Below are 25,154 nucleotides of genomic sequence, written 5' to 3' on the forward strand. Positions count from 1 at the left end.
CCGGTGGGGGCCAGCGGACGGCCACCGTTTCCCTGCCGGTTTCCTCCACTCCGGGGTTGCTTGACCAGCGTTTCCGCAAGGTCACGTTCCTACCGTCAGGGCATGCGCGAACACCTTGCGCAAGCACCCAGGATCAGTGAGGTTCTCATGAAATCACCACAGCACGAACCGGGAGGGCAACGGTTCCGCGTCAGGTACGGCAGGGCCGGCACCATTGCCGGCGTCTCCGCCGTACTCTGCGCCACATCCCTGATGGCCATCCCCTCCGCCAACGCAGCCGTCCCCAACTTCCCGGACAACCTTGTGGTTTTCCCGGACCGGGACTTCGTTACCATCGAGGGCTACCAGGACCGCGTGGGCCAGACCGCCCTGGTGGAAGTCACCCGGAAGGGGGCCGGAGTGATCGGCTCCGCCCAGGGCGTGGTCACCGCCGGGGACGTGGCCTTCGAGATCAACCACCCTGGAGGATACTGCTGGGGCGCCGGTACGGGGCTGAACGTGACCCCCGATATCCGGCCCGGCGACGTCGTCTCCATCAAGTTCAACGGCGCTGAGGCAGGGGCCACCACGGTCCAGGATGCCTACGTCACCGAGCATTCTTCCCTGTCCGGCACCACGCTGACCGTTAAAGGCCATGCAGGGGCCGGCGTGAACCCCGCCCAGATGGAGCAGCGGATCGTAGAGCCGGCCCTCAAGGACACCAGTGTGGGCCGCCGGGACGTCCGGGCAGTTCCCGGGCCGCTGACCGCCGAGGACGGTTACAGCTCCAGCCTGGTCTTCGGCACCGACGGCACGTTCACGGCCACCTACGAGTTCAACGACGCCGCCACCGCCGAAATCGCGGCCGCCGCTTCCGGCGAGCGCGCCATGGCGTGGGAAGTCGAGGACGCCGACGCGAACCGCCAGGGCCTCACCATCGCCGAATTCGGTGAACTGGGCGGCCCCGGAATGGGCGGTTGCCCCAACGGCCCGCTGCAGTCCGGCCCCGCCGGGCCCACCAACGTCAAGGTGGCCAAGGTAGGCGGCGACCTGAAAGTCAACTGGACCCCGGCCCAAGCAGTCCCGGGCACACCCGCTATCACCGGGTACCGTGCCATCGCCGTCGGCCGCACCGTCAACGGAAGTGAACAGGCCGAGACGGGCGTGCGCATCAGCGATCCGAAGGCCGCCAGCACCACCATCAAGGGGCTCACCTCCGGCGAAGAGTATGACGTCTATGTGGTCTCCGTGAGCAGCGCAGGTGAGACGTTCCCCGCCATTCCCTTCATCCCGGAGACAGACACCACGCAGCCGACGGTGGCCGCTTCACCGAACGGCGGCACCTTCCCGACGGCGCAGGAGCTGACGCTCACCGCCAGCGAACAGGGCAGCGACATCTACTACACCCTGGACGGATTGGACCCCGTCGGCAGCGGCGGCGTCGCCGCCGAGGGAGCCATCCTGTACAAGGACCCGGTTCCAGTGACGGCAACCAGCAAGTTCACCTTCGCGGCCATCGACCCCTCCGGGAACGTCTCGGACAAGGGCACGGTCGAGTTCACCATCACCAACGACCCCGTACCGGCCGCACCCGCCTTCACCGGAGCCCCGGTAGCAGGCAAGGGCACGGCCACGGTGTCCTGGACGGCACCCGATTCCGGTGCTGCAGGACTGACCATCACTGGCTATTCCGTCCAGGCCTACACAGCAGACGGCACACCATTCGGCTCAGCGAAGAAGGTGGCCGGTGACGTGACCAGCCTCGTCTACGACGGCCTCGCCGGGGACACCCAGTACCGCTTCACGGTGCGGGCAGGCAACAGCAACGGTGAGAGCCCTGAATCCGCCATGAGTGATCCCGTGACTGTCCAGGGCGACGTGGTGGCCAACGCCGGACCCGACCAGAACGTAGCCCGCCGCACCACGGCAACCGCCGTAACCCTGGACGGCACAGGTTCCACCGCCACCGGCGCCACCTACCAGTGGCGGCAGGTGCTGAGCAGCCCCACGGATCCTGACGGGGTCACGCTCAGCGGCAGCACCACCCTGCAGCCCACGTTCAGCCTTCCCGTCTACCGGTACCCCATGACCAACAAGCCGCTCACCTTCGAACTGGCGGTCACGGCAGGCGGAGTCACAAAGACGGACGTGGTCACTGTGACTCCGGTTCCGGACCGGGTTACCGCGAGCCAGGGGCAGTGGAAGAGCCGCGACTTCCGGGTCAACGGCACCAGCAGCGCCGTGGGCGGGACGGTCACCGTCCGGGTGGGCGGCCCCGGTGGCACCATCATCGGCACGGCACCGGTAACGGCTGCGGCAGCACCGGAAACCGGAGGGGTCTTCACCCTCCGCCTCCGGGACGGCAACGCACCGGCAACCAACCCCGGCAACATCTGGATCGAATCCACGCTGGGTGGCACGGCAGGACCCATCACGGTGGTGAATAAGTAGCACCGGCCAAGCCAAACGAAGGTCCGGCGGCTCCCGCTTAGTGCGGGGGCCGCCGGACCTTTGTGATGGCACCCGTGGTCTGCGGTGTTCCAGGATCCGGGCGGCCCGGGGTGGGTGGCGGCCTGGCGCCTCCCCTGATGCTGGCAAGGGCGAAAGTACTAGATGGTTTCCGGTTCCATGGTGCGGTTGCCGTGGCGCCTGGAAGGGTACCGGCCGGCCCACCGGACCGTTGGAGTGGCAGCCCGGAACGTCGCCGTGACGAACGTTCCCCGGCCCGGGGCCGAACGGATATGGAGGGTACCCCCGGCCTGCTGGACCGTGTCCTTGAGGATTCGGAGGCCAAAGTGGCCCTCCCGGTGCGCGGTGCGGGGGTTGAAGCCGTGGCCGTCATCCGAGACCGTGATCTGGGTGAGCTCGCCGGATTGCCGGATCTGGATGTCCACCGCCGAGGCCCCTGAATGCTTGGTGGCGTTGACCAGCGCTTCACGTGCCACCCGGTAGGCCAGGACCGCACGGTCCCGGTCCAGGGACACCTGTTCCGGGATGCTGGCGGTGAAGGCGATGCCGCGTTCCACCAGGGGTGCCTCCAACCTCATGATGGACGCCTTCAGCCCCAGTTCTTCGAGGTCCGGCGGATAGAGTTCGCTGGTCATGGCACGCAGGGCCCTGATGTCGCGCTGGAGCATGGTCCGTGCGTCGGCGAACACCTGCCGCTGGCCGGCCTGGCCGCGGCGCTCTTCCGACTCGAGGGCATAGGCCAGTCCGGACAGGTTCTGGATGACGTCGTCGTGCAGTTCGCTGGCGATCTGGCGCCGTTCCTGGTCGGAGGCTTCGATGGCGCAGCGAAGCAGGGCGTTGCGCTGAGCCTGGTGGAACTGGATCCGCTTGGCCAGGCGGACGGCCGGAATCAGCAGGACCAGCTGCAGCACTGCCAGGGACAACAGCACCGGCGGGATCATGCTGAGCAGGACCGCCTGCTGTTCCGCGCGCACCGCCGCGCCCGAGGAATACGTTTCGAAGATCATCGGCGCCCCGTCCTTGGCGGCGGAACGGACGTAGACCTCCACCAGTTCCCCGGACGAGGACTCAAACTCGTTTTCTGCACCGGTCTGGGACTCGAGTGTGGCCGTGGCCGGCCCGCCGGCCAGGAGGAGGTGCGCCCACTCCTCCTGTTCGAATTCCTGCCCGATCAGTGACGGGACGTCCGAGTAGACCACCCTGCCGTTGCCATCCCACACCTTGATCCTGGTGACGCCTCCGTTGGCCAGCCACGGTGCCACCCGCTGGTCCAGTTCCTCCAGGGCTGCGGGCTCCTGGGCCAGCAGTCCTGGGGTGATCAGCGGGCCAACAACGTTATCTGCCAGGCGCTGGGTGAAGTCCCGGGCGTTTGTCAGCGCATGCTGTTCGGCAGCGTCGCGGATCCAGAAAGTCACCGGGGTGGCCACCAGCACCAGCGCTGCGAAACCTGCCGCCAGGAACCGCGCCACGGCCATCCGCACTTCGCGCCGCTGGATGACCTCCGGTGTGGCAGTCGCGCTGCCACGGACGCGGCTAAGGCTTTTCACTGTCAGCTGCCTGCGGTCAGGCGGCAGGTTCCGGCGCTATGCCCATCCGTGCCACCAGGGACGGATGCACAATCATGTTGCCCGGGCAGGCGTGCCGCAGCGCATCGAGGATGACACCCAGGGCGCCGTCCTTCGGCAGGAACCCGCAGATCCCCATGCGTGCTGCCTCCCGCAGTGCTTCCTGGGAGGGGTTGCCGGTCAGCATGACCACACGGGTTTGCGGCGCTTCGGACAGGATGCGCTCGGCCGCGTGCAGCCCGGAACCGTCGGCCAGGTGCAGATCCATGATCACGACGTCGGGACGCAGTTCCCGGAACATTGTCACCGCAGATTCCACGGACTTGGCGGCGCCAAGGCTCCTGAGGTCCGGTTCCCGGTCCAGCGCACCGGCCAGCAGGTCGGAGAAGACGGTGTGGTCGTCCACGATCAGGATGCGCAACCGGTCAGCCACCGCCGTTTCCATCCCGGCCATGGGTGCAGCCACCGCATGCACATCCCGCACCTGGCGGACAGCGGCGCTGGTCCTTGGAGCTATGGCAGGCGCGGCCGTCCGCTCCAGGAGCCGGGCCTGCGCCTGCTTCAGTGCAGGAGACGGCGTGCACCCCAGCTCGGCGTCCATGATCCGGCGGCAGCGTTCGAAGGCCCGCAGGGCTTCGTTGTCCTGCCCGTTCCGTTCAAGCCCCAGGATCAGCGCGTTCCATCCCCGTTCGTTGAGGGGATCTTCGTTGGTGGCGGCAAGGCCCCACGCAACGGCCTTGCCTGCTTCCCCCACCGCCAGGGCGCACTCCGCGGCCTGGACCCGGGCAAGCGCAACGCGCGCCGTGTGCAGCGCCCGCTCCTCCTCCGCCCAGGCCGGGAGGAGTTCATCCCCCAGGAGCGGGGCGGAACCGAGCTCAAGGGCCTCACTGAGCAGCGCGAGGGCAGCTGCCGGGGCGGCGTGGCTGGCCTGCTTGGTCAGCGAATCGAAACGGTCCAGGTCCAGTTCCACCAGGGAACGGTCTATCGCATACCCCCCGGTGACGGTCCGCAGGGGTCCCGTCCGGCCCGAGCCGGGCTGCAGGTTCCGCCGCAGGACGCTGACATAGCTTTCCAGCGTGGGAAGGGCAACAGCCGGATGGTTGCCGCCCCACAGCAGGTCCATGATGCGGGTCTTGGACACCGCCGAGCCCAGATTCAGGAGCAGGATCTCAAGGACCTGGCGGGGTTTGGGACCGCCCAGGTCATTGGCGCGGAGCTCCACATTCCCGCGCCTGATGGTCAGGGGGCCAAGAACCGAGATGCGGAGCGCCGGCGTCGTCGACGGCGCTCCAGATCCCGAACCCAGCAGTCCTGCACTTATTTCCAATGTAGCCACCATGAATTCCCCCAATAAGTGATCGAACCTTCCGGGTTAAGTTCAGTTCCCAGGCAAACGTCAGACAACAGTAGTAAGTACTCACATCAGTTTTCGGGTTTCCCTCCCGACTACTTGGGCCGCCGGAAGCAGGTACTTGGCATTTCCGCCCCGCCAATCAGCCCTGGACGGACGCCCGGGCGCGGTCCGGACCGGATTACCGCAGGTCAAGGCGATGCACTCCCGCCTGTGTGAATGTTGGGAAAACCCTAGGTGGTGGCCCGGACCTACGTGCGGCCGCTGTCAAAGGAATCCCCAAGCGGGTCCCCCTAATTTGGCCAGAAGACGGCATCACAGCGCGGTATGACGACCCCGCCCTCCTCATACGCCGGCCGGAAAAGGATTGGAGACGCCCATGAACCTGCGCAGAACCCCCGCCTCTGCCCCTTCCGACAGGTGGGGGGCAGGTCTCCTGGTCCGCTGGTGGCGGGCAATCCCGGCAGCACTTCGGAGCGTCCGGGCAGGCCTGCGGACCGTCCGGGTCCGGGTCCTCGCCACGGTCCTGGCCTTCCTCGCGGTGGGACTGTTCGTTGCCGGCACCACCACACTGGCGTTGAACCTGCGGGACCTGAACAGCCGGGTCAGCGAGGACCTCCTGCATCAGTCGGCGCGCCTCCAGGACATCGTGGACCAGGGCCTTCCCGACGGCGCGCCCTACCCGTCGCTCGATGACCTGTTCACTGTGTTCCTGCGCGGCGGCACCCTGGGCCGGTACGAGTCCGTGATGGCCAGCATTGCCGGTGGGGACACGTTCCTTCCCGCCGGATCGCAGGCCCGCAACCTCGGCCAGCCGCAAGTGCTCGAAACAGCCCTCGCCGTGCCCTTGGACGGCAACACCGCACTGCGGGACGTCGTCCTGGACGGCCACATGGTGCGCCTGGCCATTACCCCTGTTTCGCTGGGCGGCGACTCCCCGAACGGTGTGCTGGTGGCGGGGAACGAGATCGGGCAGCAGCGGGAACAGATGGTGGCATCCTTCGGGACCTTTGCCACGGTTTCGCTGGCCACCCTGCTGCTGGCCGGCGCGGTGGGGTACGCCGTGACCGGACGCCTCTTCGTCCCCATCCGCCGGTTGCGCCAGGCCACCGAAACCACCACCTTCGAGGACGTGAGCAGCCGCGTCTCGGTGCCGCCCGGAGACGATGACGTCTCGCAGCTGGCAACCGACTTCAACCGCATGCTGGACCGGCTCGAAGTGGGCATCGAGGACCAGCGGCAGTTCGTGGATGACGCCAGCCACGAACTGAGGACACCACTGACCATCATCGGCGGCCACCTGCAGCTGCTGCAGCCGGCCGATGCCACGGACGTCGCCGAAACCCGCGTGCTGCTCCTGGAGGAAGTGGACCGGATGCAGTCCCTGGTGAACGAGCTCCTGGTGCTGGCCAGGAGCGGCCGGCCCGACTTTGTCCGGCCGGACTGGATCGATACCGATTCCTTCCTCGAAGCAGCCATGGAGCGGATCCACGTCCTGGGAGACCGCCAGTGGCAGATTGAACAGCTGCCCGGCGGCTGGTTCCGTGCAGACCGCAACCGCCTCACCCAGGCCATTGAACAGCTCGCGGCCAACGCCGTGCACGCCACGGAGCCCGGCGACATCATCTCCATCGGCGCAGCATGGGTCGCGGCCGAGGACAGCGCTTCCTCCGAAAAGCCCCACGAACCCACGATTGACATCTGGGTCGCCGACACAGGGTGCGGCATCAGCGCCGCGGACCAGGAACGGATCTTCGACCGGTTTGCCCGGGCCGGCGTATCCAGGGGTGCCGAGGGCTCCGGACTGGGCCTGCCCATCGTCAAAGCGATCGCCGAAGCGCATGGCGGCTCCGTCCGGCTGTCCTCACGGGTCAACGTGGGCAGCAGGTTTGTCCTCTCCCTACCGTCAGGAACATCGTGGCTCGCATTCTGATCGCCGACGACGAACCACGGATCGCCGCCTTCATCGCCAAGGGCCTTACGGCGGCCGGGTACACCACGTCTTCCGTGGAGGATGGCATCCGGGCGCTGGACTACGGCAGTTCCGGTGAGTTCGACCTGCTGATCCTGGACATCGGGATGCCGCGGATGGACGGCTTTGGCGTACTTTCGGCCCTCCGTGCCATGAACTGCACCGTTCCGGTCATCGTGCTGACGGCACGGGATTCCCTTCCGGACACGCTGGCAGCGCTCGACGGCGGCGCGGACGACTACATGAGCAAGCCCTTCCGTTTCGAGGAGCTGCTTTCGCGCATCCGGCTCAGGCTGCGGGACACTCCGGCAGCGCCGGCGGCCACGGCCCCCGCAAGCGGAGACGTGAGCCTGGACGTAGACCTCCGCTGCGCCAACGTCCGGGGCCGGACAGTCTCCCTGTCCGCCCGCGAGTTCGCCATGGCTCGCGTGTTCGTGGAGAACGCAGGCAAGCTGCTCAGCCGGGAACAGCTGCTCAGCCGGGTCTGGGGCTACGACTTCGACGGGTCCTCGAACGTGGTGGACGTCTACGTCGGGTACCTCCGCACCAAGCTGGGGCCGGAGCACTTCCAGTCCGTCCGGGGAGCCGGCTACCGCTTCACCCCGGTCCCTGCCAGCCCAACGAGCCCCGAGCCGGCACCGTGAACACCCTGAGTCACAACCCTGAACCATGGATGAGAGGTCTCTCATGGAAGATTCATTTCCCTTTCACAACGGCGAGGAAGAGTGGTGGAACCAGCAAATGAAAGGAAGACCAATGTCCAAGCTGTGGTATCTCCCCCTCGCCGCCGTCCTCGGCGCTGCCAGCCTCACCGTCTGGGCCCAGGCGAATGCCGGGCCTCCTCCCGCCGTCTCCCCCGGCGTCGTGGTTTCCAATGTTGATTCCGGCAGCAAGCCGGCTGTCTTCGAAGACTCGCCCAAGCCCGACGATTCGCCGTCGGCACTGGCCACTCCCACGCCGACCGCCAGCATCACGGCGGTGCCTGAGCACACGCCGGAGACCCAGATTGTTCCGGCCGAACCGGTGACCCTGCCTCCGGTCCAGGTCACGCACGCCCCCGGTCCCGTGGACGACAAGGGCGGGCTCCGCGCACCCGGCGTCTCCGACGACGGGCCCACCCACGACCTCAACGATGACAAGGGCGGGCTCCGCGCACCCGGCGTTTCCGACGACGGCGCCGCGCACGACGCCAACGATGACAAGGGCGGCCTCCGGGATCGGAACTCCTCGGACGACGGCAAGGGCCACGATTCCACGGACGATAAAGGCGGCCTCCGCTAGTGTTCCTTGGAGTTACAAGCTTTTCCCTAGAAGGCTCCTCCACGATGGCCTTGCGTAGCCGGTTCAACTGGGAAGCCGGCGCTACTGGGGAGCAGTCACGGCATGGGGAAAGTACCTCGCGTTTCAGCGCGCAAAAGAAACCGCACAACCGCGGGTGCAGGCCTGCGGGCCTTTGCAGCATCAGGCGCCCTGGCGCTGGTGGCGTCCATGGGCCTGCCTCCGCTGGCAGCCCAGGCCGTACAGGCACCGGTCGGCTCGGGGTTCACCGTCACCCCGGCCGACCTGTCCTACATCCTCAAGCAGATCAAGATCGCCGAAGCGCACGTGGCGAACACGACGTCCGCCACAGGCCCGTGCGGGGCACTGATCGGCACCGGCCCCAACCAGCTGGCCAGCCCGCTGCTGTCCCACGGCCTGCGGACCGTGGACGGCAGCTGCAACAACCTGCAGCCGGGCCAGGACACCTACGGCGCCTCGGACCAGGTGTTCCCGCGGCTGGCGCCGAAATCGTTCGGACCCGCCGAGAGCGGCTCGTTCGGCGGACCGCCGGTGGCCACAAGCTACACGCAGAAATCGGGAAGCGTCTTCGATTCCCGGCCCCGGACCATCAGCAACCTGATCGCAGACCAGACGTCCGCCAACCCGGCCGCGGTGGCTGCCGCCGGCTTCCCCGCCCGCTCCCAGGGCAACACCGGCGTGGTGCCGTGCACCACTGACCCTGTCCCCGAGGCCGTCCCCCCGGTCGCAGCAGCGCCCGAAGGCTGTGTCCCCTCGCACAACACCCTGGATATCCCCAACGTCACTACCGACGTCGGCCTGTCACCGCCCTACAACTCGCTCTTCACCCTGTTCGGCCAGTTCTTTGACCACGGCATCGACCAGACCGTCAAGGGCGGCGGAACGGTCTACGTGCCGCTCAAGGCCGACGATCCGCTCATTGCAGGGCCGGACCACGCCTTCGGCACCGCGGACGACCTCGATCCCCACATGCGCTTCATGGTCCTCACCCGGGCGCAGAACCAGCCCGGCCCGGACGGCGTCCTGGGCACCGCCGACGATCTCCAGGACGCGCTGAACACCGACTCTCCGTGGGTGGACCAGAGCCAGACCTACGCGTCCCACTCGTCCCACCAGGTCTTCCTGCGCGAATACACCAACAACTCCGAGGGCCGGCCGGTCTCCACCGGCGGCCTGCTGGGCGGCCCGGCGGGTACGGCGGCGGCCGGCGGCATGGCCACTTGGGCCGACACCAAGAAGCAGGCCCGGGAAATGCTCGGCATCCAGCTCCTGGACAAGGACGTCCTCAACGTTCCGCTGCTGGCGGCCGACGCCTACGGCAAGTTCATCCCGGGCCCCAAAGACGGGCTTCCGCAGTTCGTCACCCGGTCCGGGCTGGTGGAGGCGGACCGGACCGCGAACGGCGGCAACGGGACGCTGGTACCGCAGGATGCGCTGTACTTCAACACACCGTTCCTGACGGACATCGCCCACAACGCCGACCCTTCGCCCCAGGACACCGACCACAACCCGGCAACGCCGCCGGCGGCACCGGCCCCCGACGCGGACAAGACGGCGTCCGCAGACTTTGCGGCCCAGGCTCCCGGGACGTATGACGACGAGATGCTGAATGCGCACTTCATCGCCGGCGACGGACGGGTCAACGAGAACATCGGGCTGACGGCAATCCATCAGGTCTTCCACTCCGAGCACGACCGCCTGGTGGGGGACATCAAGAACGTCCTCAGCACGGACAAGTCCACCCGCGGTGCTGCTGCCCTCCCCGAGTGGCAGGCGTCCGCCGGCGCTGACGGCTGGAACGGCGAGCGCCTCTTCCAGGCAGCGCGCTTCATCACGGAAATGGAGTACCAGCACCTTGTCTTCGAGGAGTTTGCCCGCAAGATCCAGCCGGCTGTGAACATCTTCGAACCCTTCGCGTTCTCCCAGACCGACCTCAATCCGGCCATCAACGCCGAGTTTGCCCACTCGGTCTACCGTTTTGGGCATTCGATGCTCACCGAAACCATCTCGCGGCGCAACGAGGACAGCCCAGGACCTGACGGCGTCTGGGGCAACCAGGACGACGTGCCGGGTTCGCAGAACGACCTGCCGCTCCTGGGAGGATTCCTGAACCCGCCCGCCTACACCGACGGCGGCCCGGCAGGTCCGCTGACCTCCGAGGAAGCCGCCGGCAGCATCGTCATGGGCATGTCGGACCAGGTGGGCGCCGAACTTGATGAGTTCGTCACGGACACCCTGCGCAGCAAGCTGCTGGGCCTGCCGATGGACCTGGCTGCCATCAACCTTGCCCGCGGCCGGTCCGAGGGGATCCCTTCGCTGAACGTCTTCCGCCGGCACCTCCACGGCGCCACTAACGACAGCCAGCTCAGGCCGTACGCCAACTGGATCGATTTCGGCGAGAACATCAAGCACCCGGCTTCGCTGATCAACTTCATCGCCGCCTACGGCACCCACCCCTCCATCGTTTCCGCCACCACCCTGGAGGCGAAGCGGAAAGCAGCCCGGCTGATTGTCAGCCCGGACGCCTTGGCCGGTGAGGTGGCCCCGGACGACGCCGTGGCCTTCATGAACAGCACCGATGCATGGGCCAACAACGGCACCGCATCCACCACCGGCCTGGACGACATCGACCTCTGGATGGGTGGCCTGGCCGAACGGACCAATATGTTCGGGGGCCTGCTGGGCAGCACCTTCAACTACGTGTTCGAAAGCCAGATGACGGATCTGCAGAACGGTGACCGGCTGTACTACCTGGCGCGCACCCCCGGGATGAACCTGATGGCTCAGCTTGAAGGGAACTCCTTCGCGGAGATGATCATGCGCAACACGAACGCGAAGGCCCTGAAGGCTGACGCGTTCGCCACCGCCGACTGCAAGTTTGAGCTGAAGAACCTGGCGGGAACTGTCGAGGGCTTCGCTGCCTCCGGCAACAGGGTGGCGGACGATGCCGGAACGGAGTGCAGCGAGACCGCACTGCTGCTCCGGATGCCGGACGGCACCATCAAGTACCGGGCCACGAACTCCGTAGACCCGGTGGGAATTAACGGCCAGGCCGTGTACAACGGCACGGACCGCGCCGACCGCGTCCACGGCGGCGTGGACAACGACACCTTCTGGGGCGGCAAGGGCAACGACGTCATTGAAGGCGGTGACGGCGCCGATACGGTCCTCGGCGGCGAGGGCAACGACATTGTTACCGATCTTGCCGGCGACGACATCCTCAAGGGCGGCCCGGGCAATGACGCGCTCGACGGCGGCCCGGGCCTGGATCTGATGCTCGGCGGGGACGGCAAGGACTTCATCAACGGCGGGGCGAATTCGAACGAAACCTTCGCCGGCGAAGGCGACGACTTCGTGATCGCCGGTGAAGGCCTGGACGGCGTCTTCGGCGGCGGCGGGGACGACTGGGCCGAGGGCGGCGACAGCCCCGACCTGCTGATCGGCGACTCCAGCAACCTGTTCTTCCTCGACGATTCGCAGAAGCCCGGCCACGACATCCTCATCGGCCAGGGCGGCGATGACGACTACGACATGGAGGGCGGCGACGACATCGGCCTGGCCGGGCCGGGCATCGAGAAGGCGGCCGGGGCGTCAGGCTTCGACTGGGAAATCGGCGCGTACGATCCCCAGCCGCAGGACGCCGACCTCAACCTGCCGATCGCACCGCTGGACATCCTGCAGGTGGGCGTCCGGGACCGGTACAACGAGGTGGAGGCACTCTCCGGCGGTCCGTTCGCCGACACCCTCCGCGGCGACGACCTCACCCCCCGGACGGTGGGAGGCGGCGGCTTCATCGGCTGTGACGTCCTGGACCAGGCCGGCGTCGACCGGATCGTGGGACTCGACCAGCTGATTACTTCCCTACCCACGCCGGTGGAGGACGTTATCAACGCGTCGGCTTCGAAGGAATGCCCTGTCCTCACCGGATCCCAGGTGTGGGGCGAGGGCAACATCCTCCTCGGCGGCGGCGGTGACGACACCATCGAGGGCCGCGGCGGGAATGACATCATCGACGGCGACCGGTACCTCAGCGTCCGGCTCAGCGTCCGCACGGACCCCGCAGATCCGGCCACCGAAGTGGGCAGCGCCACGTCCATGACGGCCCAGTTCCAGCGGGCCGCTGACGGCACGCTGACCGGTCCGACGCTCCAGCAGGCAGTTTTCGCCGGCAGCATCGACCCGGGGGACGTCGTGGCGGTGCGGGAGATCCTCAGCTCGGCCGAGGGCACCGACACCGCAGTGTTCTCGGACCTCGAGTTCAACTACACCATCACCACCACCGGCGGCGACGGCACGCTTGGCTCCCCCGGCTCCGTCACCACCGTCCAGCACAACGGCGGCCGGGACGGCACGGACACCCTGCGCAACGTCGAGCTGCTCGTCTTTGGCAATGGGACCGGCACCGGTAACGGCAACGGCAACGGCGGAAACGGGAATGGCGGGAACGGCGCCGACGACGGCATCGGCGGGGTCATCCCGGGCGACGGCGAGGTGGTGGTCATCATTGATCCCGTTCCCGACCCCGCGACGGATCCCGGCACTCCGCCCGTTGACCCCGCACCGGTAGACCCGGCACCCGCGGACCCGCCCGCCAACCCGGCACCCGCGGACCCGCCCGCCAACCCGGCACCCGCGGACCCGCCCGCCAACCCGGCACCCGTGGACCCACCGGCCAACCCGGCACCCGTGGACCCACCGGCTAATCCGGCACCGGCGGACCCGCCCGCCAACCCGGCACCCGTTGACCCGCCCGCCAACCCGGCACCCGTGGACCCCCCGGCTAACCCGGCACCCGCGTCAGGCGGCGTCGCCGTCAGGACTGTCGATGCCACGGGCACCCAGGTGGGCGAGATCATCATGGCCGAGCCCGGCACATCCCGGGTGGTGGTCCGCGGCCTGGAGAACGGTGAGGCCTACCGGTTCCAGGTAGCCCCCACCACAGGGGACGACAGCGAGCCGACGTTCTCGGCGCTGAGCGAACCTGTTGTCCCCAGCCCGGAAGCTGGACTCCGCAGCCAGGCCGGCGGCAGCGCCGTGGCACCGGTCCCCGCGGAGCCTGTGACCGAGCAGCAGCCCGCGGTCACAGGTACCCTGCCGCTCGGAGGCCTGGCCGCCGTCGCGCCTGTCCTCCTTATTGCCCTGGGGCACTATCTGGCCACGGGCGAAGGGGCCACACCCCTGGGCCTGGCCATAGGGGGCCTGCTGGCAGCCGCAGCCTTGCTGGCTTTCCGGTTCTACTCCGCCCGTTCCAAGGGCAGGACAGCAGGCACCGGAACAGCCAGCAATGCGAAGGCCGGCGACAGAGCGTGAGCCGGACCTCAGGCCCCGGCCGTCTCCTCGGCCGGGGCCTGGGCGTAGGACGCGGACACCCGCCGGTATACGGGGGTGAGGAAGGCCAGCACCGCGGCCACGATCATGACGATCCCGGCTACCAGGAACACCAGGGCGATGCCCCGGGACGTCCCTTCACCCAGCAGCGGCGCCAGCTGTGCCGCCCCTTCACTGGACCGGGCGTAGGGGATGATCCAGAACTGGGCGAGCGGTGCGATCAGGAACGCCGTGATGGGTGCCGCCGCGGATTCGAAGGCCATGGCGAACCCGAATACCCGGCCCTGCTTGTTGAGCGGGACAACCCGTTGGATCACGGTCTGCTCGGCGGCCTCGACGCATGGCACCAGCGCCAGGTACAGCCAGATTCCCGCCACGTACAGCCAGGCCCATTCCCGGATGGCGAACAGGGCCCCGAGCGCACCCATGATGGCGACGGCGATCAGCAAGGTCCGCAGCGGGTTGGCGCCCAGGCCGAACTTGCCAATCAGGGCACCGCCCACAATGAACCCGGTGGAGCCCAGGGCCAGGAACAGGCCCCACAGCTCCACGGGAAACATCTCGAGCCCATAGGGGTCCATCAGGGCCATGTAGACGCCGCCGATGAAGTTGTTGAACGTGGAGAAGATGATCAGTGCGAACAACCCGGCAACGGCAAGCACGGCGGCGATGGAGCCGCGGAGGTCGAAGCCGCCCTGGGCGTCGCTGGCCGCCACGTGGGTTTCCTCCGGCAGGCGCAGGGTCAGCAGGTGCAGGAACGCAAGGGCGGTGAGGACCACGGCGATGGCGATGGTCCAGCCCATGCCCAGGAGTCCCACGGACAGCCCGGAGAATACCGACGTCACGATGAAGGCAAGTCCCTGGACCATCCCCACCATGCCGTTGGCGTTGGCGCGCCGGTCCGGCTCGATGAGGATGGTGACGGTGGTGGACAGGGCCACGTTGCGCAGGTTCTCCACCACCGCGCCCACCAGGATGATCAGGGTGAAGATCCAGAACCAGGGCTGCCCGAGGTCCAGCAGGCCGGCACCGGGTGTCAGCAGGAACATCACGCCGGACAGCACGAACATCACCAGGGTGAAGGCGGCGGCGAACCGCATGATGGCCAGCTTGCGGTAGCGGTCCACAAAGGTGCCAAAGCTGATGCTTGAGAGGGCGATCAGCAGCATGTAGGCGCCGCCCACCACTCCCGTGGCGATCACGTTGCGGGTTTCCAGGTAGACCCAGAACGTCAGGGCGAACCAGAGGTAACTGGTGGTGACGTTGGCCAGTGCCGTGTTGATGAGGATGCCCGCGAACGTGCGCGAACGCTCCTCAGGGGTTCGTAGGGACGTGTCGACTGCAGCTTCCTGCCCGGACATGGGTCCCAGTCTACTGAGAACCCGCTGCCGCGGACATGGCTGCCCCTCCCCTGCCTGGGCATGTACCCGGCGCCCGGATCAGGCCGCCAGTTCGCCGCGGCGGAACCGCAGCTCACGCAGTGCCCCGTTCAGTGGTGATCCGGAAAAGGGCAGTGCCTCCAGGTTGACTCCTGCAGCCGCCCGGAGGGCCACCTGGTTCGCGGACACCGCAGCGCGGGCAGGGAGCCCGATATCGGACGCGAACTGTTCCCAGTGCCGGGCTTTGAGGTTCTTGACCCGGCCGCCGATGGTCAGGGCCAGGGTATCGTCGCCGTACACTAGGGTGCAGGGAATGTCGTACAGGGGCGACACAGCCCAGGCTCCGTTTTCGCCTTGGAGGACTGACATGTTTTTCGCATGCAGGTCGCCGTTGCCGGTCACCCAGGCGAAGACGCATTGCATGTAGAGGTTCCGGAGGGCAACAGCCCTGGCCTTGCACACGTCAGTCAGTGCCAGGATGGCGTCTTCGGCGCTGACGGCATACTTGGACGACGGCGGCAGGTTGAGGACCTGGGCAGCGTCCTCGAGTGCCAGGCGGGCCAGGCCGTCCTTCCCCGTCCGGTCGAAGCGCTCCACCAGCAGGCCCTGCAATCCGTTCCGGTCTGTGACGACGGTGCCCTTTGCCACGGGGATCCGCAGGGCTTTCGCCGCGGCAAGGTGTGCGGCCTCATTGGCCACGAGGTGACGGTGGCGGGGCGGGTCCAGCTTGAGCAGGTAGCGGCGGCCCGCGAGGGAAAGAGGGGTGGTCAGCATCGATGCGCTGGCCTTGGCCTGGACCCCTGGAAGGCCGTGCGGATCGATGGCGTCCGCGAGCGCGGCAAAGTCGAGTGTTTCCGGATGCGACGCTTCGGCCAGTGCCGGAGGTTCCACAGGGTCCTGGCCGGAGGCGACCACCTGGACGTCGCCCGGGGTGTCGGAACCAACCGCCAGGAGCAGGCTGAGTTCGTCCCCAAGGCTGGTTTTGATGGCGTCCTTGAGCACGGTCAGGCGGTGGCCCTCGGGCAGCAGGCCGGCGAAGAACGCGGGAACGGCGCCGCTCGGCGCTTCAACGGGTGCGTCCGTCAGCGGCAGTGAGTGGGATACGGGAGCCCCGGCCGCGGCTAGATACGCGGCGTTGTAGGTGAAGACGATCCCGCCGTTGTCCCCGCGGTTCAGGTGTCCCGCCAGTACCCCGGCTTTGTAGACGTCCGCCCGGGTAACGAATTTGAGGCGCGCCAGGTCCTTAATCATCGGCGGTCCGGAGGTGCAGCCCCACCGCGTTGGCGGCCGCCACGACGGTGATCAGGGACGGATTGCCGGTCCCCGTTTCGATGGCGTGGATGGTGCGGGGTGACGTTCCGATCAGGTCCGCCAGCGTGCCCTGGGTGATCCCCGCTTCCTTCCGGGCGCGCCGGATGCCGGCACCTATGGCTGCCACATCCTCCATATGCCACCTCTTCGGAAATATATTGCAGATTACGGGTCCTGCCGTATACATCCTGGCTTAATAAGCCGGATTCCGCAAGATATTGCAGATTACGGCGCGCTTTCGCCCTCGAATAGCTCAACCACCATTAACCAGCAATATCTTTCCGATTCTTCACCACGGATTCAGACATAGGATGCTGCCATGAGGATTGCCGTTGCCGGTGGGACCGGAACCGTGGGCCGCCACGTGATGGATGTTGCGGTGCAGCGCGGGCACGAGGTGGTGGGCTTGAGCCGTTCCGGCGGCGTGGACCTGGCAACCGGCCGGGGCCTTGACCAGGCGCTGGCCGGGGTTGAGACGGTGATCGACGTTGCCGGCATCAACAGTACGGCCACCAAAAAGGCCGTGGACTACTTCACGAACGCTTCGCAGAACCTGCTGGCCGCGGAAGAGAAAGCCGGAGTAAAGCACCACGTGGTGCTGTCGATCGCAGGCATCGACAATGCACGCTCCGGCCTCTACGCCGGGAAGCTGGTGCAGGAGGACACCGTCCGGCATGGGGACATACCGTGGACCATCCTGCGCTCCACCCAGTTCCACGAGTTCGTGCCGCTGGTGGTGAAGGTCGCCTCGGCAGGGCCGGTCGTCGTGGTGCCCAAAATGTTCACCGCGCCAGTGGCCGCCCGCGAGGTGGCGGAGGCCCTGGTGGACGCAGCCGAGGCCGGTCCGCGCGGACGGATCCCCGATCTAGGTGGCCCGCGCACAGAGCAGCTGGCCGGCCTGGTACGGACCTACCTGCAGAAGACCGGCCAGCGCAAAAAGGTCGTGGAGGCTCCCTTCCCGGGCGCCATGGGCAAGGCAATGCGCAGCGGTGCCCTGATCCCGGCGGCGGGTGCCGCCGTCGGGCGCCAAACGTTCCAGGACTGGCTGGACGGGCTGCCCCGCTGATGCGGATCAGCCGTGGGCCAGGATGGTGTCAATAAGCTGGACCAGCTCGGCCGCATCGGCCGGAGTGACATCAGGTCCGGCTTTCACTGCCGTGGCAGCCAGGTTCCCCTTGATGCCGGTCATGGTCAGTGAGGTCTGAGCCTCCCCCGTGGACAGGCTCTCCTTGGCCAGCGCGGCGAACGACTGGTCCCCGCCCGTCGCAGCGTCTATCTCCTGGACTTCCGTGGTGACTTTCTGCCCCGCGAGCTCAGCTGTGAACTTTCCGCATGCCGCCACGGCCTTTCGGGAGGCTTCCAGGTGGCCGGTCAGCTCCTTGGCGTCTTTGAGGGCGATGGCAGTCACCACAATCGCCGTCTTGTCCGCCGCCGAAATGGTGGTTCCTGCCGCATAGGTGCTGTCTTCCGGGATCTGGGAATTGCTGTCCGCAAAGACGTTGCACTCCGGCGGCGTGAAGACCGCTCCCTTCAGGATTTCCTTGGCCTTGATGATGCCCTGGTCGATCTGGGCCGCGGGAACAACTGTCAGCGCGCGCCCCTGCGAGTCCTTCAGGGTGCCCACAATGGAACTGAGGTCCGCATCGGTGTAGGTCTTTGCCGGGCTCGGAGTGGGGCTGGGCGCCGGTGGCGAGGACGTTGCGGTTCCAGTTCCGGTTCCCGTGCCTGATCCGCAACCCGCAAGGGCCAGGAACACGGTCATCAGAAGGGCTGCTTGGGTTGGGCGCCTGCGCATGGACTGAGCCTCGTTTCACTCGAGCGTCGTACGTGAAGGGCCCACCCTAGGAAACCCGGCAAGCGCCCAACAGAGTGGCCACTACCTGTTTCGTAAGTCTGCTGACTAATCCTCAGCCCGGCTGGCAGGACTGGGCCGGGCCGTAGCGGAACCAGTCCGGCAATGCTGCGGTAAAGGCCTCCCGAACGGCCGGGGTGTTGGTGACGGTCCAGTCCACGCGGCCCTTGACCTCCACCTCGTTCTTATCCCACTCGAACCAGTTGATCATCTTCAGCTGCGGGAACTCGGTGGCCAGGTCCGGGCTGAACAGCTGCTCCCACCAGGAACGCTTGATGTCCATCTCGGCCGCACCGCCCGCGCCGGGAGCAAACAGCGCCGCGGATTCAGGGATGGCCACGGGCTTGCCGTGCTGCTGCCCGTACACGTGGTAGAAATCCGACAGCAGGCTGTCGTCGCCGTTGGCGCCCACGTAGTTGCCGGTGAGCTGGTCCTTGAACTTGTTTGCTTCGGGCAGTTCGTTCTCGCCCCAAGGATATTTCGCGCCCCAGTGGTAGAGGGACATGCCTACCCAGTCCACCGCGTCGTCGCCGGGATAGTACGGGGCGTAGGAATCGTCGGCCATGGTGACGGTGCCGTCGCCGTCCGTGTCAAGGGCGGTAAAGTCCGCGGTGTCCCGCTTGGCCTCGTACTGGCCGCCGGCGAACGGGTAGCCGCCGCCGTAGTTGGGTGCCCACATCATCGAAGAGCCTGGCGCCGTCGTGTGAACCGCCTTTGCCATCCGGCTGAAGGCGTCCACATACGCTGCGGGCTGCTGGGACCACGGGTACCAGGATCCGTTCATCTCGTGGGCGAACCGGACGATCACGGGGACGCCGTCGTCGTTGAACGCTGCCAGGTCTGCCGCAAGCGCGGCGACTGCCTCATCCGTGACGGCACCCAGGCCCTGCATGGGTTCGAGCGTGAGGAGCATTGTCTGGCCGTCGGCGCGGATCTGGGTGACCGCCTGGTCCAGGTGCGCCTTCTCCTCCGCCGTGTACGGGAATCCGGCGAAGGACACGCTGACGGCGGGTTTGTGGCCCAGGTCCGCGGCGTACTGGGACAGGGGTTTGGCGTGCAGGTCCAGGTTCACGCCAAAGAGCGCGCCCGACGCCGGCACCTGGCTCCTGCGGTCCGGCACCTCGCAGCGCGGCAGGGTGGGGGCGGCCTGGGCAGCGTTGTCCTGGCCCGCCTGGTCGCGTGAAGCGAGCCCGTTGGCGATGCTGGCAATGCCGATGCCGGCCGCTGCCACGGCGATCACCACGGGCAGGGCGAAGTCCTTGAGCGATGCGCGGGTGAACCGGCGCCGGGCGGGGTCCTTGGATGTGGTGTCTTCACCGGACATGAAGGGGTGGGCTGCCTTTCTGACCTGCGGTTTTACCCCCATCCTAGGGGGTGGCCCGGGAACCTGCCCGGCAAACAGGTGGTGCGGAACGGTGGCGCGGCGAAAGTAGAGTACCCACTACTCGTGTCCCCTCCACCGGCGCCGCCTACATTCGAGGAAAGCCGCACATCGCCGCGCGGCACGGAGCGTATCGGGGGAAACAGGTGACAGTACAACCGGCAGTTGGCAGCAGACGCATGGACCGGCCGGGGTTCCTGCTGGACCTGGTCACCGGCGCGGACACTGACCTGGATTCCGTCCAGCGGCTGGCGGACAGCGCGGCTGTGGCACTCGCAGCGTCGGCGGGGGTGCCGGTGGACGCCGCCGCAACCCTCACGCGGGCGGGAAACCTGCCTGCCACGGCCGGCAGCGCCACCCTTGCCTACAACGTTGCCTCGTCCGAGGACAGGTACAGCGACGGACCCATGGCGCAGGCCGCCGCCTCCGCCACACCGGTCCAGGTCACCGGGGACAACTCATCGCAGCGGTGGGAGCCGTACCGCCGCCGGCTGGTGGGCGCCGGCTATGGAACTGCACTGGCCGTGCCGCTCACTTTGGACCCGCGGTCATCCTGCGCATTGGTGTTCCTGGGTCCCGCAGGGTTCGAATTCACTCCGGAGCTGGTGGGCGAGGCCACCTGGTTTGCCGCGGTCGCGTCACAAAGCATGAAGCTGGCCATCGAGGTGCGCAGCGTGAGGTCCGCCGGTGACAACCTCAAGGCGGTCTTGGAGAGCCGGACCTCCATCGACGTTGCGTGCGGCGTGATCATGGCGCAGAACCGCTGCTCCTACACGGAGGCGTTCGGCAAGCTGGCCGGCGTCTCCCGGCAGCGGAACCTCAAGGTGCGCAGCGTGGCGGAGAACGTCCTCAAGGCACTGCCCAGCGGATCGCCGGCCACCCGGTTCGAGCCGCCCGCGCTGGCGTAAGGAGGGCAGAACCTCAGATCAGTGGCGGGCTTTGGCCCGAATGACGCCGGCGGCCAGCAGCCCCACGGCGCCGAGTGAGGCCAGCATCCCGCCAAGTGCTGCAACGTATTCGGTAATGCTCATCGCGTCCACTCCCTTTCAGAACTGCCTGATGAGCCCAACGTACGCGTCAACAGTCAAGGTTCCCCGAAGGATCGCCCGCGGGTTGGGTCAAGATTGGTGCAGACCAGAAGGCCTGGCTGCCCGCTGACGCACTGCATGCCTCACAACGCCCCACGAACTGATGGGGGCAATCCAGGTCCTGGCCGTCGGATGACGGCAGCCTCACACGCATGGCGGACCGCCTAACCCGCAACCGCGAACATGGCGATCCCCACAGCCACCAACAGGGCGATACCGAGGAACACGAACCCTTGGGCGCTTCCCTTGGCGGCTCCGGGCATCCGGCGGCGCCCACGCTTCCTAACAATTACTTCAGCCATGCACCGAATGTACGGTGCAGTAATCCCCCGCACACGAGAACTGCGTACTTGTCTTGGTTAATTCCACTACTCGATTTAGCACCTGCCTGCCGCCGCCAATCCGGGTGCCCTCGGCTGAAACATCCAGCCGGCGGTGCGGATCAGGCAGTATGCTTCAAAAACGTTGACGAAACCGGGGCATGGCTGGGGGCACGATGCTATACGACTGGGGAGCCCGTTACTTCCGCACGCTCGGGAGGAGGGGCCGCACCGTCCTGTTCCAGCTGCCGCTGACCGGCACCATGCTGCTGGTCATGCTCCTGGCATCGGTCTTGCACCCGGACCTGAAGTGGTCCGCGGCGTTCGTTTCGTCCCTGGTTTTCCACGCCGTCCTGCTGGCCGCGTGCGCGGCCATCCCCTGGGACCGGCTCCCGGAGCGGGCGGTTCTCGCCATCCCGGTGCTGGACTGCCTGGCCATCGGACTGTCCCGGGAAGCCGGCGACCAGTATCTGTCAGTGCTGAGCTTCCTGCTGGTCTTCCCGGTGGTCTGGCTGTCCCATGGCCCGCGCCGCGGCGGCGTGGCATTGGCGGTGATTGCCGCCATCCTCAGTGTGGCCCTCCCGCCCATCATTCTCGGTTCGGGCTTCACCAGCGCCTCCTTTATCCGGGCGGTGCTGCTGCCGGTCATCCTGGGCGCCATCGCCTTCACCACGTTTGGCATGGCCAACGCCCTGCGCCTGCAACGGCTCCGGCTGGAAGAACGGGAGGCGGAGGTCCGGGAACTCCTCGCGGCCAGTGAGGACCGGGAACAGCTGCTGGGCACGGTGATGGACACCGTCAGCGTGGATGTGTGGGCGCTTGACCGGGAGGGGCGGACCATCCTCACCAACCGCCACCGCGGTAGCCTGTCCGGCGGGACCGTCCAGCAGGAGCCCGCCCCCGTGGAGGCGGACAGGCCCGTCTTCGGGATCGACCGGAAGGACGCCCTGCCGCCCGAACAGCACCCCCGCGCACGCGCGGCGCAGGGGCAGTCCTTCACCGACGAGCTCGTATGGATTGGCACGGGCAACAGCCAGCGTGCCTACTCCGCCACCTGCCGCCTCATTCCCAGTTCCACCGGAAGACAGGCTGGCGCTGTCCTGGCCCTCACGGACGTCACCGCCCTGGTGGAGGCCCTTTCGGCCAAGGACCAATTCGTGGCCAGCGTCTCCCACGAACTGCGCACGCCCCTGACCTCGATCCTGGGCTACCTCTCCATCGCCATGGACGAGGAGGGGCTGGATCCGGAACTGGAGCACTGCCTGGAGGTGGCCAAGCGCAATGCTGAGCGCCTGCTGAACCTGGTGGCGGACCTGCTGACCATCGCCTCCGGTACGCTCGCCGTCCGGCCGCGGCAGGCGGACCTGGCGGAGGTTGCCGCGCAGAGCGTGGACGCCGCACAGCCGCGGGCCACCTCCGGCGGAGTGACGCTCAGCCTGGAATCCGAGGGCCCGGCACCGGGCCGCTTCGACCCGGACCGCCTGGGCCAGGCCATCGACAACCTGGTCTCGAACGCCATCAAATACACGCCGAAGGGTGGCACGGTCACCGTCCGGGTTCGCACGGAGGACGGGAACCTGGTGTGCGAGGTGGCGGACACCGGTGTGGGCATGACGGACGAGGACGTGGCGAACGCCTTCACGCGATTCTTCCGGACAGCCACCGCACACTCGTCAGCCATTCCGGGCGCGGGCCTGGGCCTTGCTATTACCCGGTCCATCGTGGAGAACCACCGCGGCAGCGTCACACTGGCCAGCAGTCACGGTGAGGGCACCACAGCGAAGCTGACACTGCCCGAATCGCATGCGGTGGAAGGCTCCCTCGCCGGCGCGAAGTAGCAGAGAGCAAGGAACGGGGCAGGCCGGGCACCCGGATGAAACCCGGTGCCCGGCCTGTAGCCGAAACAATGGTGCAGCGTCAGCCCTGCTTAACGAGGGCAGCCTCCAGGTTGATCTTTACCTTGTCGCTGACCAGCACTCCCCCGGCTTCCAGCGCGGCGTTCCAGGTCAGGCCGAAGGCTTTGCGGCTGATCTCGGTTTCGGCGGAGAAACCGGCCCGTGTGGCGCCGAACGGGTCCACGGCCACGCCGGTGAATTCGACTTCCAGTTCCACGGGCTGGGTGACGCCCTTGATGGTGAGGTCACCGGTGAGGGTGTAGTCCTCGCCGTCGCCCGTGATGGACGTGCCGCGGAAGGTCATCTCCGGGTACTTTTCGACGTCGAAGAAGTCCGGGCCGCGGACGTGGCCGTCACGGTTGGCGTCGCCCGAGTCGAAGCTGGCGGTGGCCACTGTGGCGTGCAGGCTGGAGTCCTGCAGGGAGTCGCCCACGCGGGCTTCGGCCTCGGCCTGGGTGAAGCGGCCGCGGACCTTGCTGATGCCTGCGTGCCGGACACTGAACCCGATCTCGCTGTGGGACATGTCCAGCGTCCACGTTCCGGGGGTCAGTTCCTGGGGAAGAGTCATGGTCTATCTCCTCTTGCTCGAAGGTCTGCGGGCACGGGCAGCCCGCCGCCGGCGTGTGCCGTCGTGGCCAGCCTATTCCCCGGAGCGTCGCCTGGGCAGGGCCGATGGGCCATAGTTCATCTGCCGGCTACCGGGCAGTCACCAGTTCACGCGCCTTCCCGGCGGCAGGCTTGGGCACAGGACGTACGACGGCGGGCTCCAGCCTTTGGTTCGCCCACCGGCGGATGGGTGCCTCCACCAGCCGCGAGGACGCGAACGCCACCGCCACGGTGAGGACGGCCGCGAGGGCGACGCGAATGGACAGCGACGGGACGAGGGGCAGCAGCAGGAGGTAGACGGGAATGTGCCAGAGGTACATGCCGTAAGAGAGTTCGCGGCCCGGCCAGGCGAGCCAGGGGTGGCTGAGGACCCGGCCCAGGAAGCCGGCCGGCTGCAGGACCAGTGAGCCGATCAGCACCGCTGCCAGCATCGACAGGGTGGTGGGCCCCGCGGTCCAGAACACGGTGAACCAGGTGCCGGGTGTGTCCGGTTCCTTGAGCAGGAACAGCGCTGCCACCAGCACGGTGCCCGCCACCGGGGCACCCCAGCGTGCCACGGATACCAGGGAGGCGTGCACACGGGAGCCGTTGCGGACGGCGGTGAACAGCAGCGCGAGGGCGCAGCCGATCAACAGTTCGTCAGCCCGGGTGTCCGGACCGTTGTAGAGGCGGTTCAGCGGCGCGCCGGACATCACCAGGGCGAAGCGCTCCAGCATGAAGGCAACGGCCAGTCCGGCCGTGGCCCATGCGGCGGTCCGCAGTTTGCAGTACCGCAACATGACCAGCAGGAGGACCGGCCACACCAGGTAGAACTGCTCCTCGACCGCCAGCGTCCAAGTGGGGCCGAGCGTCTCGCCGGCAATCGAGTTTCCGAAGGCGCCCACGTGCGCGAAGTTCATCACGTAGGCGACGGCGGGGAGGATGAATCCCGCCTGGCCGCCCCAGCCCGAGGCCGGGAAAACGAAGCCCACGACGGCGATCACCGCACACAGCGCCAGCAGCGCCGGCCACAGCCGGGCCAGCCGCTTGGCGTAGAAAATGCCCATGCGGACACGGCCCGTCGCGAGCCGTTCCTTCATGATCAGCAGCGTGATGACGAAGCCGCTGAGGGTGAAGAAAACGTCCACGCCGATGAAGCCGCCCGGCATCTGGGCGGTGAGGGTATGGAAGAAGAACACCCCCACAACGGCCACCGTACGCAGGCCGTCCAGGGAGTGCTTCCGCCCTGAGATGATGCCTGTTTGGTGCCCTGCTTGGCGCCCAGTTTTGTGCGCTGAGGGGCGCTCCGGAACCGACAAATTTCCACTGCTTGACCTAAGAACCACTAAGCAAGCATATATAACGTTTCGGTAACTAGGC

Annotated in this window: 18 protein-coding genes; 8 read left to right on the top strand and 10 right to left on the bottom strand. The window is 67.3% G+C overall.

Translation table 11 applies throughout. The features are described 5' to 3' along the window. Positions 1 to 147: 147 nt before the first annotated feature. Positions 148 to 2,430, top strand: coding sequence for a fibronectin type III domain-containing protein (locus BLT71_RS16435; RefSeq protein ID WP_091722377.1), 2,283 nt, complete (start codon positions 148 to 150; stop codon positions 2,428 to 2,430). Positions 2,431 to 2,588: 158 nt separating this feature from the next. Here BLT71_RS16435 and BLT71_RS16440 read toward each other — a convergent pair whose 3' ends face one another. After that, on the bottom strand, positions 2,589 to 3,995 hold the full coding sequence (locus tag BLT71_RS16440) for a sensor histidine kinase (protein ID WP_091722379.1): 1,407 nt from the start codon (positions 3,993 to 3,995) through the stop codon (positions 2,589 to 2,591). Between the two features lie 16 nt (positions 3,996 to 4,011). Further along, positions 4,012 to 5,352, bottom strand: coding sequence for a BTAD domain-containing putative transcriptional regulator (locus BLT71_RS16445; protein ID WP_231994323.1), 1,341 nt, complete (start codon positions 5,350 to 5,352; stop codon positions 4,012 to 4,014). 391 nt (positions 5,353 to 5,743) lie between these two features. On the opposite strand from BLT71_RS16445, the gene BLT71_RS16450 reads away from it, so the two are divergent. From BLT71_RS16450 to BLT71_RS16465, 4 genes are all read left to right on the top strand, one after another. Then, positions 5,744 to 7,297 (top strand): sensor histidine kinase, encoded by a 1,554-nt coding sequence (locus BLT71_RS16450; protein WP_091722382.1) that lies wholly within the window; start codon positions 5,744 to 5,746, stop codon positions 7,295 to 7,297. After that, on the top strand, positions 7,282 to 7,980 hold the full coding sequence (locus BLT71_RS16455) for a response regulator transcription factor (RefSeq protein WP_091722384.1): 699 nt from the start codon (positions 7,282 to 7,284) through the stop codon (positions 7,978 to 7,980). Before BLT71_RS16450 ends, BLT71_RS16455 begins: the two co-directional genes overlap by 16 nt. 112 nt (positions 7,981 to 8,092) lie before the next feature. Beyond that, positions 8,093 to 8,617 carry a hypothetical protein gene (locus tag BLT71_RS16460; protein ID WP_091722387.1) on the top strand — a complete coding sequence of 175 codons (525 nt, stop codon included), beginning with the start codon at positions 8,093 to 8,095 and terminating at the stop codon, positions 8,615 to 8,617. Positions 8,618 to 8,719: 102 nt separating this feature from the next. Further along, positions 8,720 to 13,945 (top strand): peroxidase family protein, encoded by a 5,226-nt coding sequence (locus BLT71_RS16465; RefSeq protein ID WP_091722390.1) that lies wholly within the window; start codon positions 8,720 to 8,722, stop codon positions 13,943 to 13,945. A gap of 8 nt (positions 13,946 to 13,953) precedes the next feature. Here BLT71_RS16465 and BLT71_RS16470 read toward each other — a convergent pair whose 3' ends face one another. The 3 genes from BLT71_RS16470 to BLT71_RS16480 form a co-directional block, all read right to left on the bottom strand. Beyond that, complete coding sequence (locus BLT71_RS16470) at positions 13,954 to 15,324, bottom strand: MFS transporter (protein ID WP_091722392.1); 1,371 nt, start codon at positions 15,322 to 15,324, stop codon at positions 13,954 to 13,956. A gap of 78 nt (positions 15,325 to 15,402) precedes the next feature. Beyond that, positions 15,403 to 16,593 carry a type II toxin-antitoxin system HipA family toxin gene (locus tag BLT71_RS16475; RefSeq protein ID WP_091722395.1) on the bottom strand — a complete coding sequence of 397 codons (1,191 nt, stop codon included), beginning with the start codon at positions 16,591 to 16,593 and terminating at the stop codon, positions 15,403 to 15,405. Beyond that, positions 16,586 to 16,789 carry a helix-turn-helix transcriptional regulator gene (locus BLT71_RS16480; RefSeq protein WP_091722398.1) on the bottom strand — a complete coding sequence of 68 codons (204 nt, stop codon included), beginning with the start codon at positions 16,787 to 16,789 and terminating at the stop codon, positions 16,586 to 16,588. The genes BLT71_RS16475 and BLT71_RS16480 overlap by 8 nt, the downstream gene beginning before the upstream one ends. 183 nt (positions 16,790 to 16,972) lie before the next feature. Here BLT71_RS16480 and BLT71_RS16485 point away from each other — a divergent pair, with 183 nt between their 5' ends. Continuing rightward, positions 16,973 to 17,719, top strand: coding sequence for an SDR family oxidoreductase (locus BLT71_RS16485; protein WP_091722400.1), 747 nt, complete (start codon positions 16,973 to 16,975; stop codon positions 17,717 to 17,719). A gap of 6 nt (positions 17,720 to 17,725) precedes the next feature. On the opposite strand, the gene BLT71_RS16490 is transcribed toward BLT71_RS16485, so the two are convergent. Then, positions 17,726 to 18,448 (bottom strand): hypothetical protein, encoded by a 723-nt coding sequence (locus tag BLT71_RS16490; RefSeq protein WP_157693486.1) that lies wholly within the window; start codon positions 18,446 to 18,448, stop codon positions 17,726 to 17,728. Positions 18,449 to 18,560: 112 nt separating this feature from the next. After that, complete coding sequence (locus BLT71_RS16495) at positions 18,561 to 19,829, bottom strand: glycoside hydrolase family 26 protein (RefSeq protein WP_091722405.1); 1,269 nt, start codon at positions 19,827 to 19,829, stop codon at positions 18,561 to 18,563. A gap of 236 nt (positions 19,830 to 20,065) precedes the next feature. Here BLT71_RS16495 and BLT71_RS16500 point away from each other — a divergent pair, with 236 nt between their 5' ends. After that, complete coding sequence (locus BLT71_RS16500; protein ID WP_091722408.1) at positions 20,066 to 20,794, top strand: ANTAR domain-containing protein; 729 nt, start codon at positions 20,066 to 20,068, stop codon at positions 20,792 to 20,794. Between the two features lie 344 nt (positions 20,795 to 21,138). On the opposite strand, the gene BLT71_RS20425 is transcribed toward BLT71_RS16500, so the two are convergent. After that, positions 21,139 to 21,276, bottom strand: a complete 138-nt coding sequence (locus BLT71_RS20425; protein WP_157672498.1) for a hypothetical protein — start codon at positions 21,274 to 21,276, stop codon at positions 21,139 to 21,141. 179 nt (positions 21,277 to 21,455) lie between these two features. Here BLT71_RS20425 and BLT71_RS16505 point away from each other — a divergent pair, with 179 nt between their 5' ends. Continuing rightward, complete coding sequence (locus tag BLT71_RS16505; protein WP_231994325.1) at positions 21,456 to 23,132, top strand: sensor histidine kinase; 1,677 nt, start codon at positions 21,456 to 21,458, stop codon at positions 23,130 to 23,132. Between the two features lie 79 nt (positions 23,133 to 23,211). On the opposite strand, the gene BLT71_RS16510 is transcribed toward BLT71_RS16505, so the two are convergent. Together BLT71_RS16510 and BLT71_RS16515 are read right to left on the bottom strand one after the other, a co-directional pair. Then, positions 23,212 to 23,757, bottom strand: a complete 546-nt coding sequence (locus BLT71_RS16510; protein WP_091722411.1) for a YceI family protein — start codon at positions 23,755 to 23,757, stop codon at positions 23,212 to 23,214. Between the two features lie 127 nt (positions 23,758 to 23,884). Next, positions 23,885 to 25,120 carry an acyltransferase family protein gene (locus BLT71_RS16515; RefSeq protein WP_269457135.1) on the bottom strand — a complete coding sequence of 412 codons (1,236 nt, stop codon included), beginning with the start codon at positions 25,118 to 25,120 and terminating at the stop codon, positions 23,885 to 23,887. Between the last annotated feature and the right edge of the window lie 34 nt (positions 25,121 to 25,154).

Origin of the sequence: Pseudarthrobacter equi, assembly GCF_900105535.1 — a bacterium.
Lineage (GTDB): Bacteria > Actinomycetota > Actinomycetes > Actinomycetales > Micrococcaceae > Arthrobacter > Arthrobacter equi.

Bases quoted from the DNA above. Each gene is read 5' to 3' on its own strand.
- BLT71_RS16470 (WP_091722392.1), bottom strand. From the start codon at position 15,324: ATGTCCGGGCAGGAAGCTGCAGTCGACACGTCCCTACGAACCCCTGAG.
- BLT71_RS16480 (WP_091722398.1), bottom strand. From the start codon at position 16,789: ATGGAGGATGTGGCAGCCATAGGTGCCGGCATCCGGCGCGCCCGGAAG.
- BLT71_RS16485 (WP_091722400.1), top strand. From the start codon at position 16,973: ATGAGGATTGCCGTTGCCGGTGGGACCGGAACCGTGGGCCGCCACGTG.
- BLT71_RS16500 (WP_091722408.1), top strand. From the start codon at position 20,066: ATGGACCGGCCGGGGTTCCTGCTGGACCTGGTCACCGGCGCGGACACT.
- BLT71_RS16435 (WP_091722377.1), top strand. From the start codon at position 148: ATGAAATCACCACAGCACGAACCGGGAGGGCAACGGTTCCGCGTCAGG.
- BLT71_RS16505 (WP_231994325.1), top strand. From the start codon at position 21,456: ATGGCTGGGGGCACGATGCTATACGACTGGGGAGCCCGTTACTTCCGC.
- BLT71_RS20425 (WP_157672498.1), bottom strand. From the start codon at position 21,276: ATGGCTGAAGTAATTGTTAGGAAGCGTGGGCGCCGCCGGATGCCCGGA.
- BLT71_RS16465 (WP_091722390.1), top strand. From the start codon at position 8,720: ATGGGGAAAGTACCTCGCGTTTCAGCGCGCAAAAGAAACCGCACAACC.
- BLT71_RS16490 (WP_157693486.1), bottom strand. From the start codon at position 18,448: ATGCGCAGGCGCCCAACCCAAGCAGCCCTTCTGATGACCGTGTTCCTG.
- BLT71_RS16460 (WP_091722387.1), top strand. From the start codon at position 8,093: ATGTCCAAGCTGTGGTATCTCCCCCTCGCCGCCGTCCTCGGCGCTGCC.
- BLT71_RS16510 (WP_091722411.1), bottom strand. From the start codon at position 23,757: ATGACTCTTCCCCAGGAACTGACCCCCGGAACGTGGACGCTGGACATG.
- BLT71_RS16445 (WP_231994323.1), bottom strand. From the start codon at position 5,352: ATGGTGGCTACATTGGAAATAAGTGCAGGACTGCTGGGTTCGGGATCT.
- BLT71_RS16450 (WP_091722382.1), top strand. From the start codon at position 5,744: ATGAACCTGCGCAGAACCCCCGCCTCTGCCCCTTCCGACAGGTGGGGG.
- BLT71_RS16475 (WP_091722395.1), bottom strand. From the start codon at position 16,593: ATGATTAAGGACCTGGCGCGCCTCAAATTCGTTACCCGGGCGGACGTC.
- BLT71_RS16495 (WP_091722405.1), bottom strand. From the start codon at position 19,829: ATGTCCGGTGAAGACACCACATCCAAGGACCCCGCCCGGCGCCGGTTC.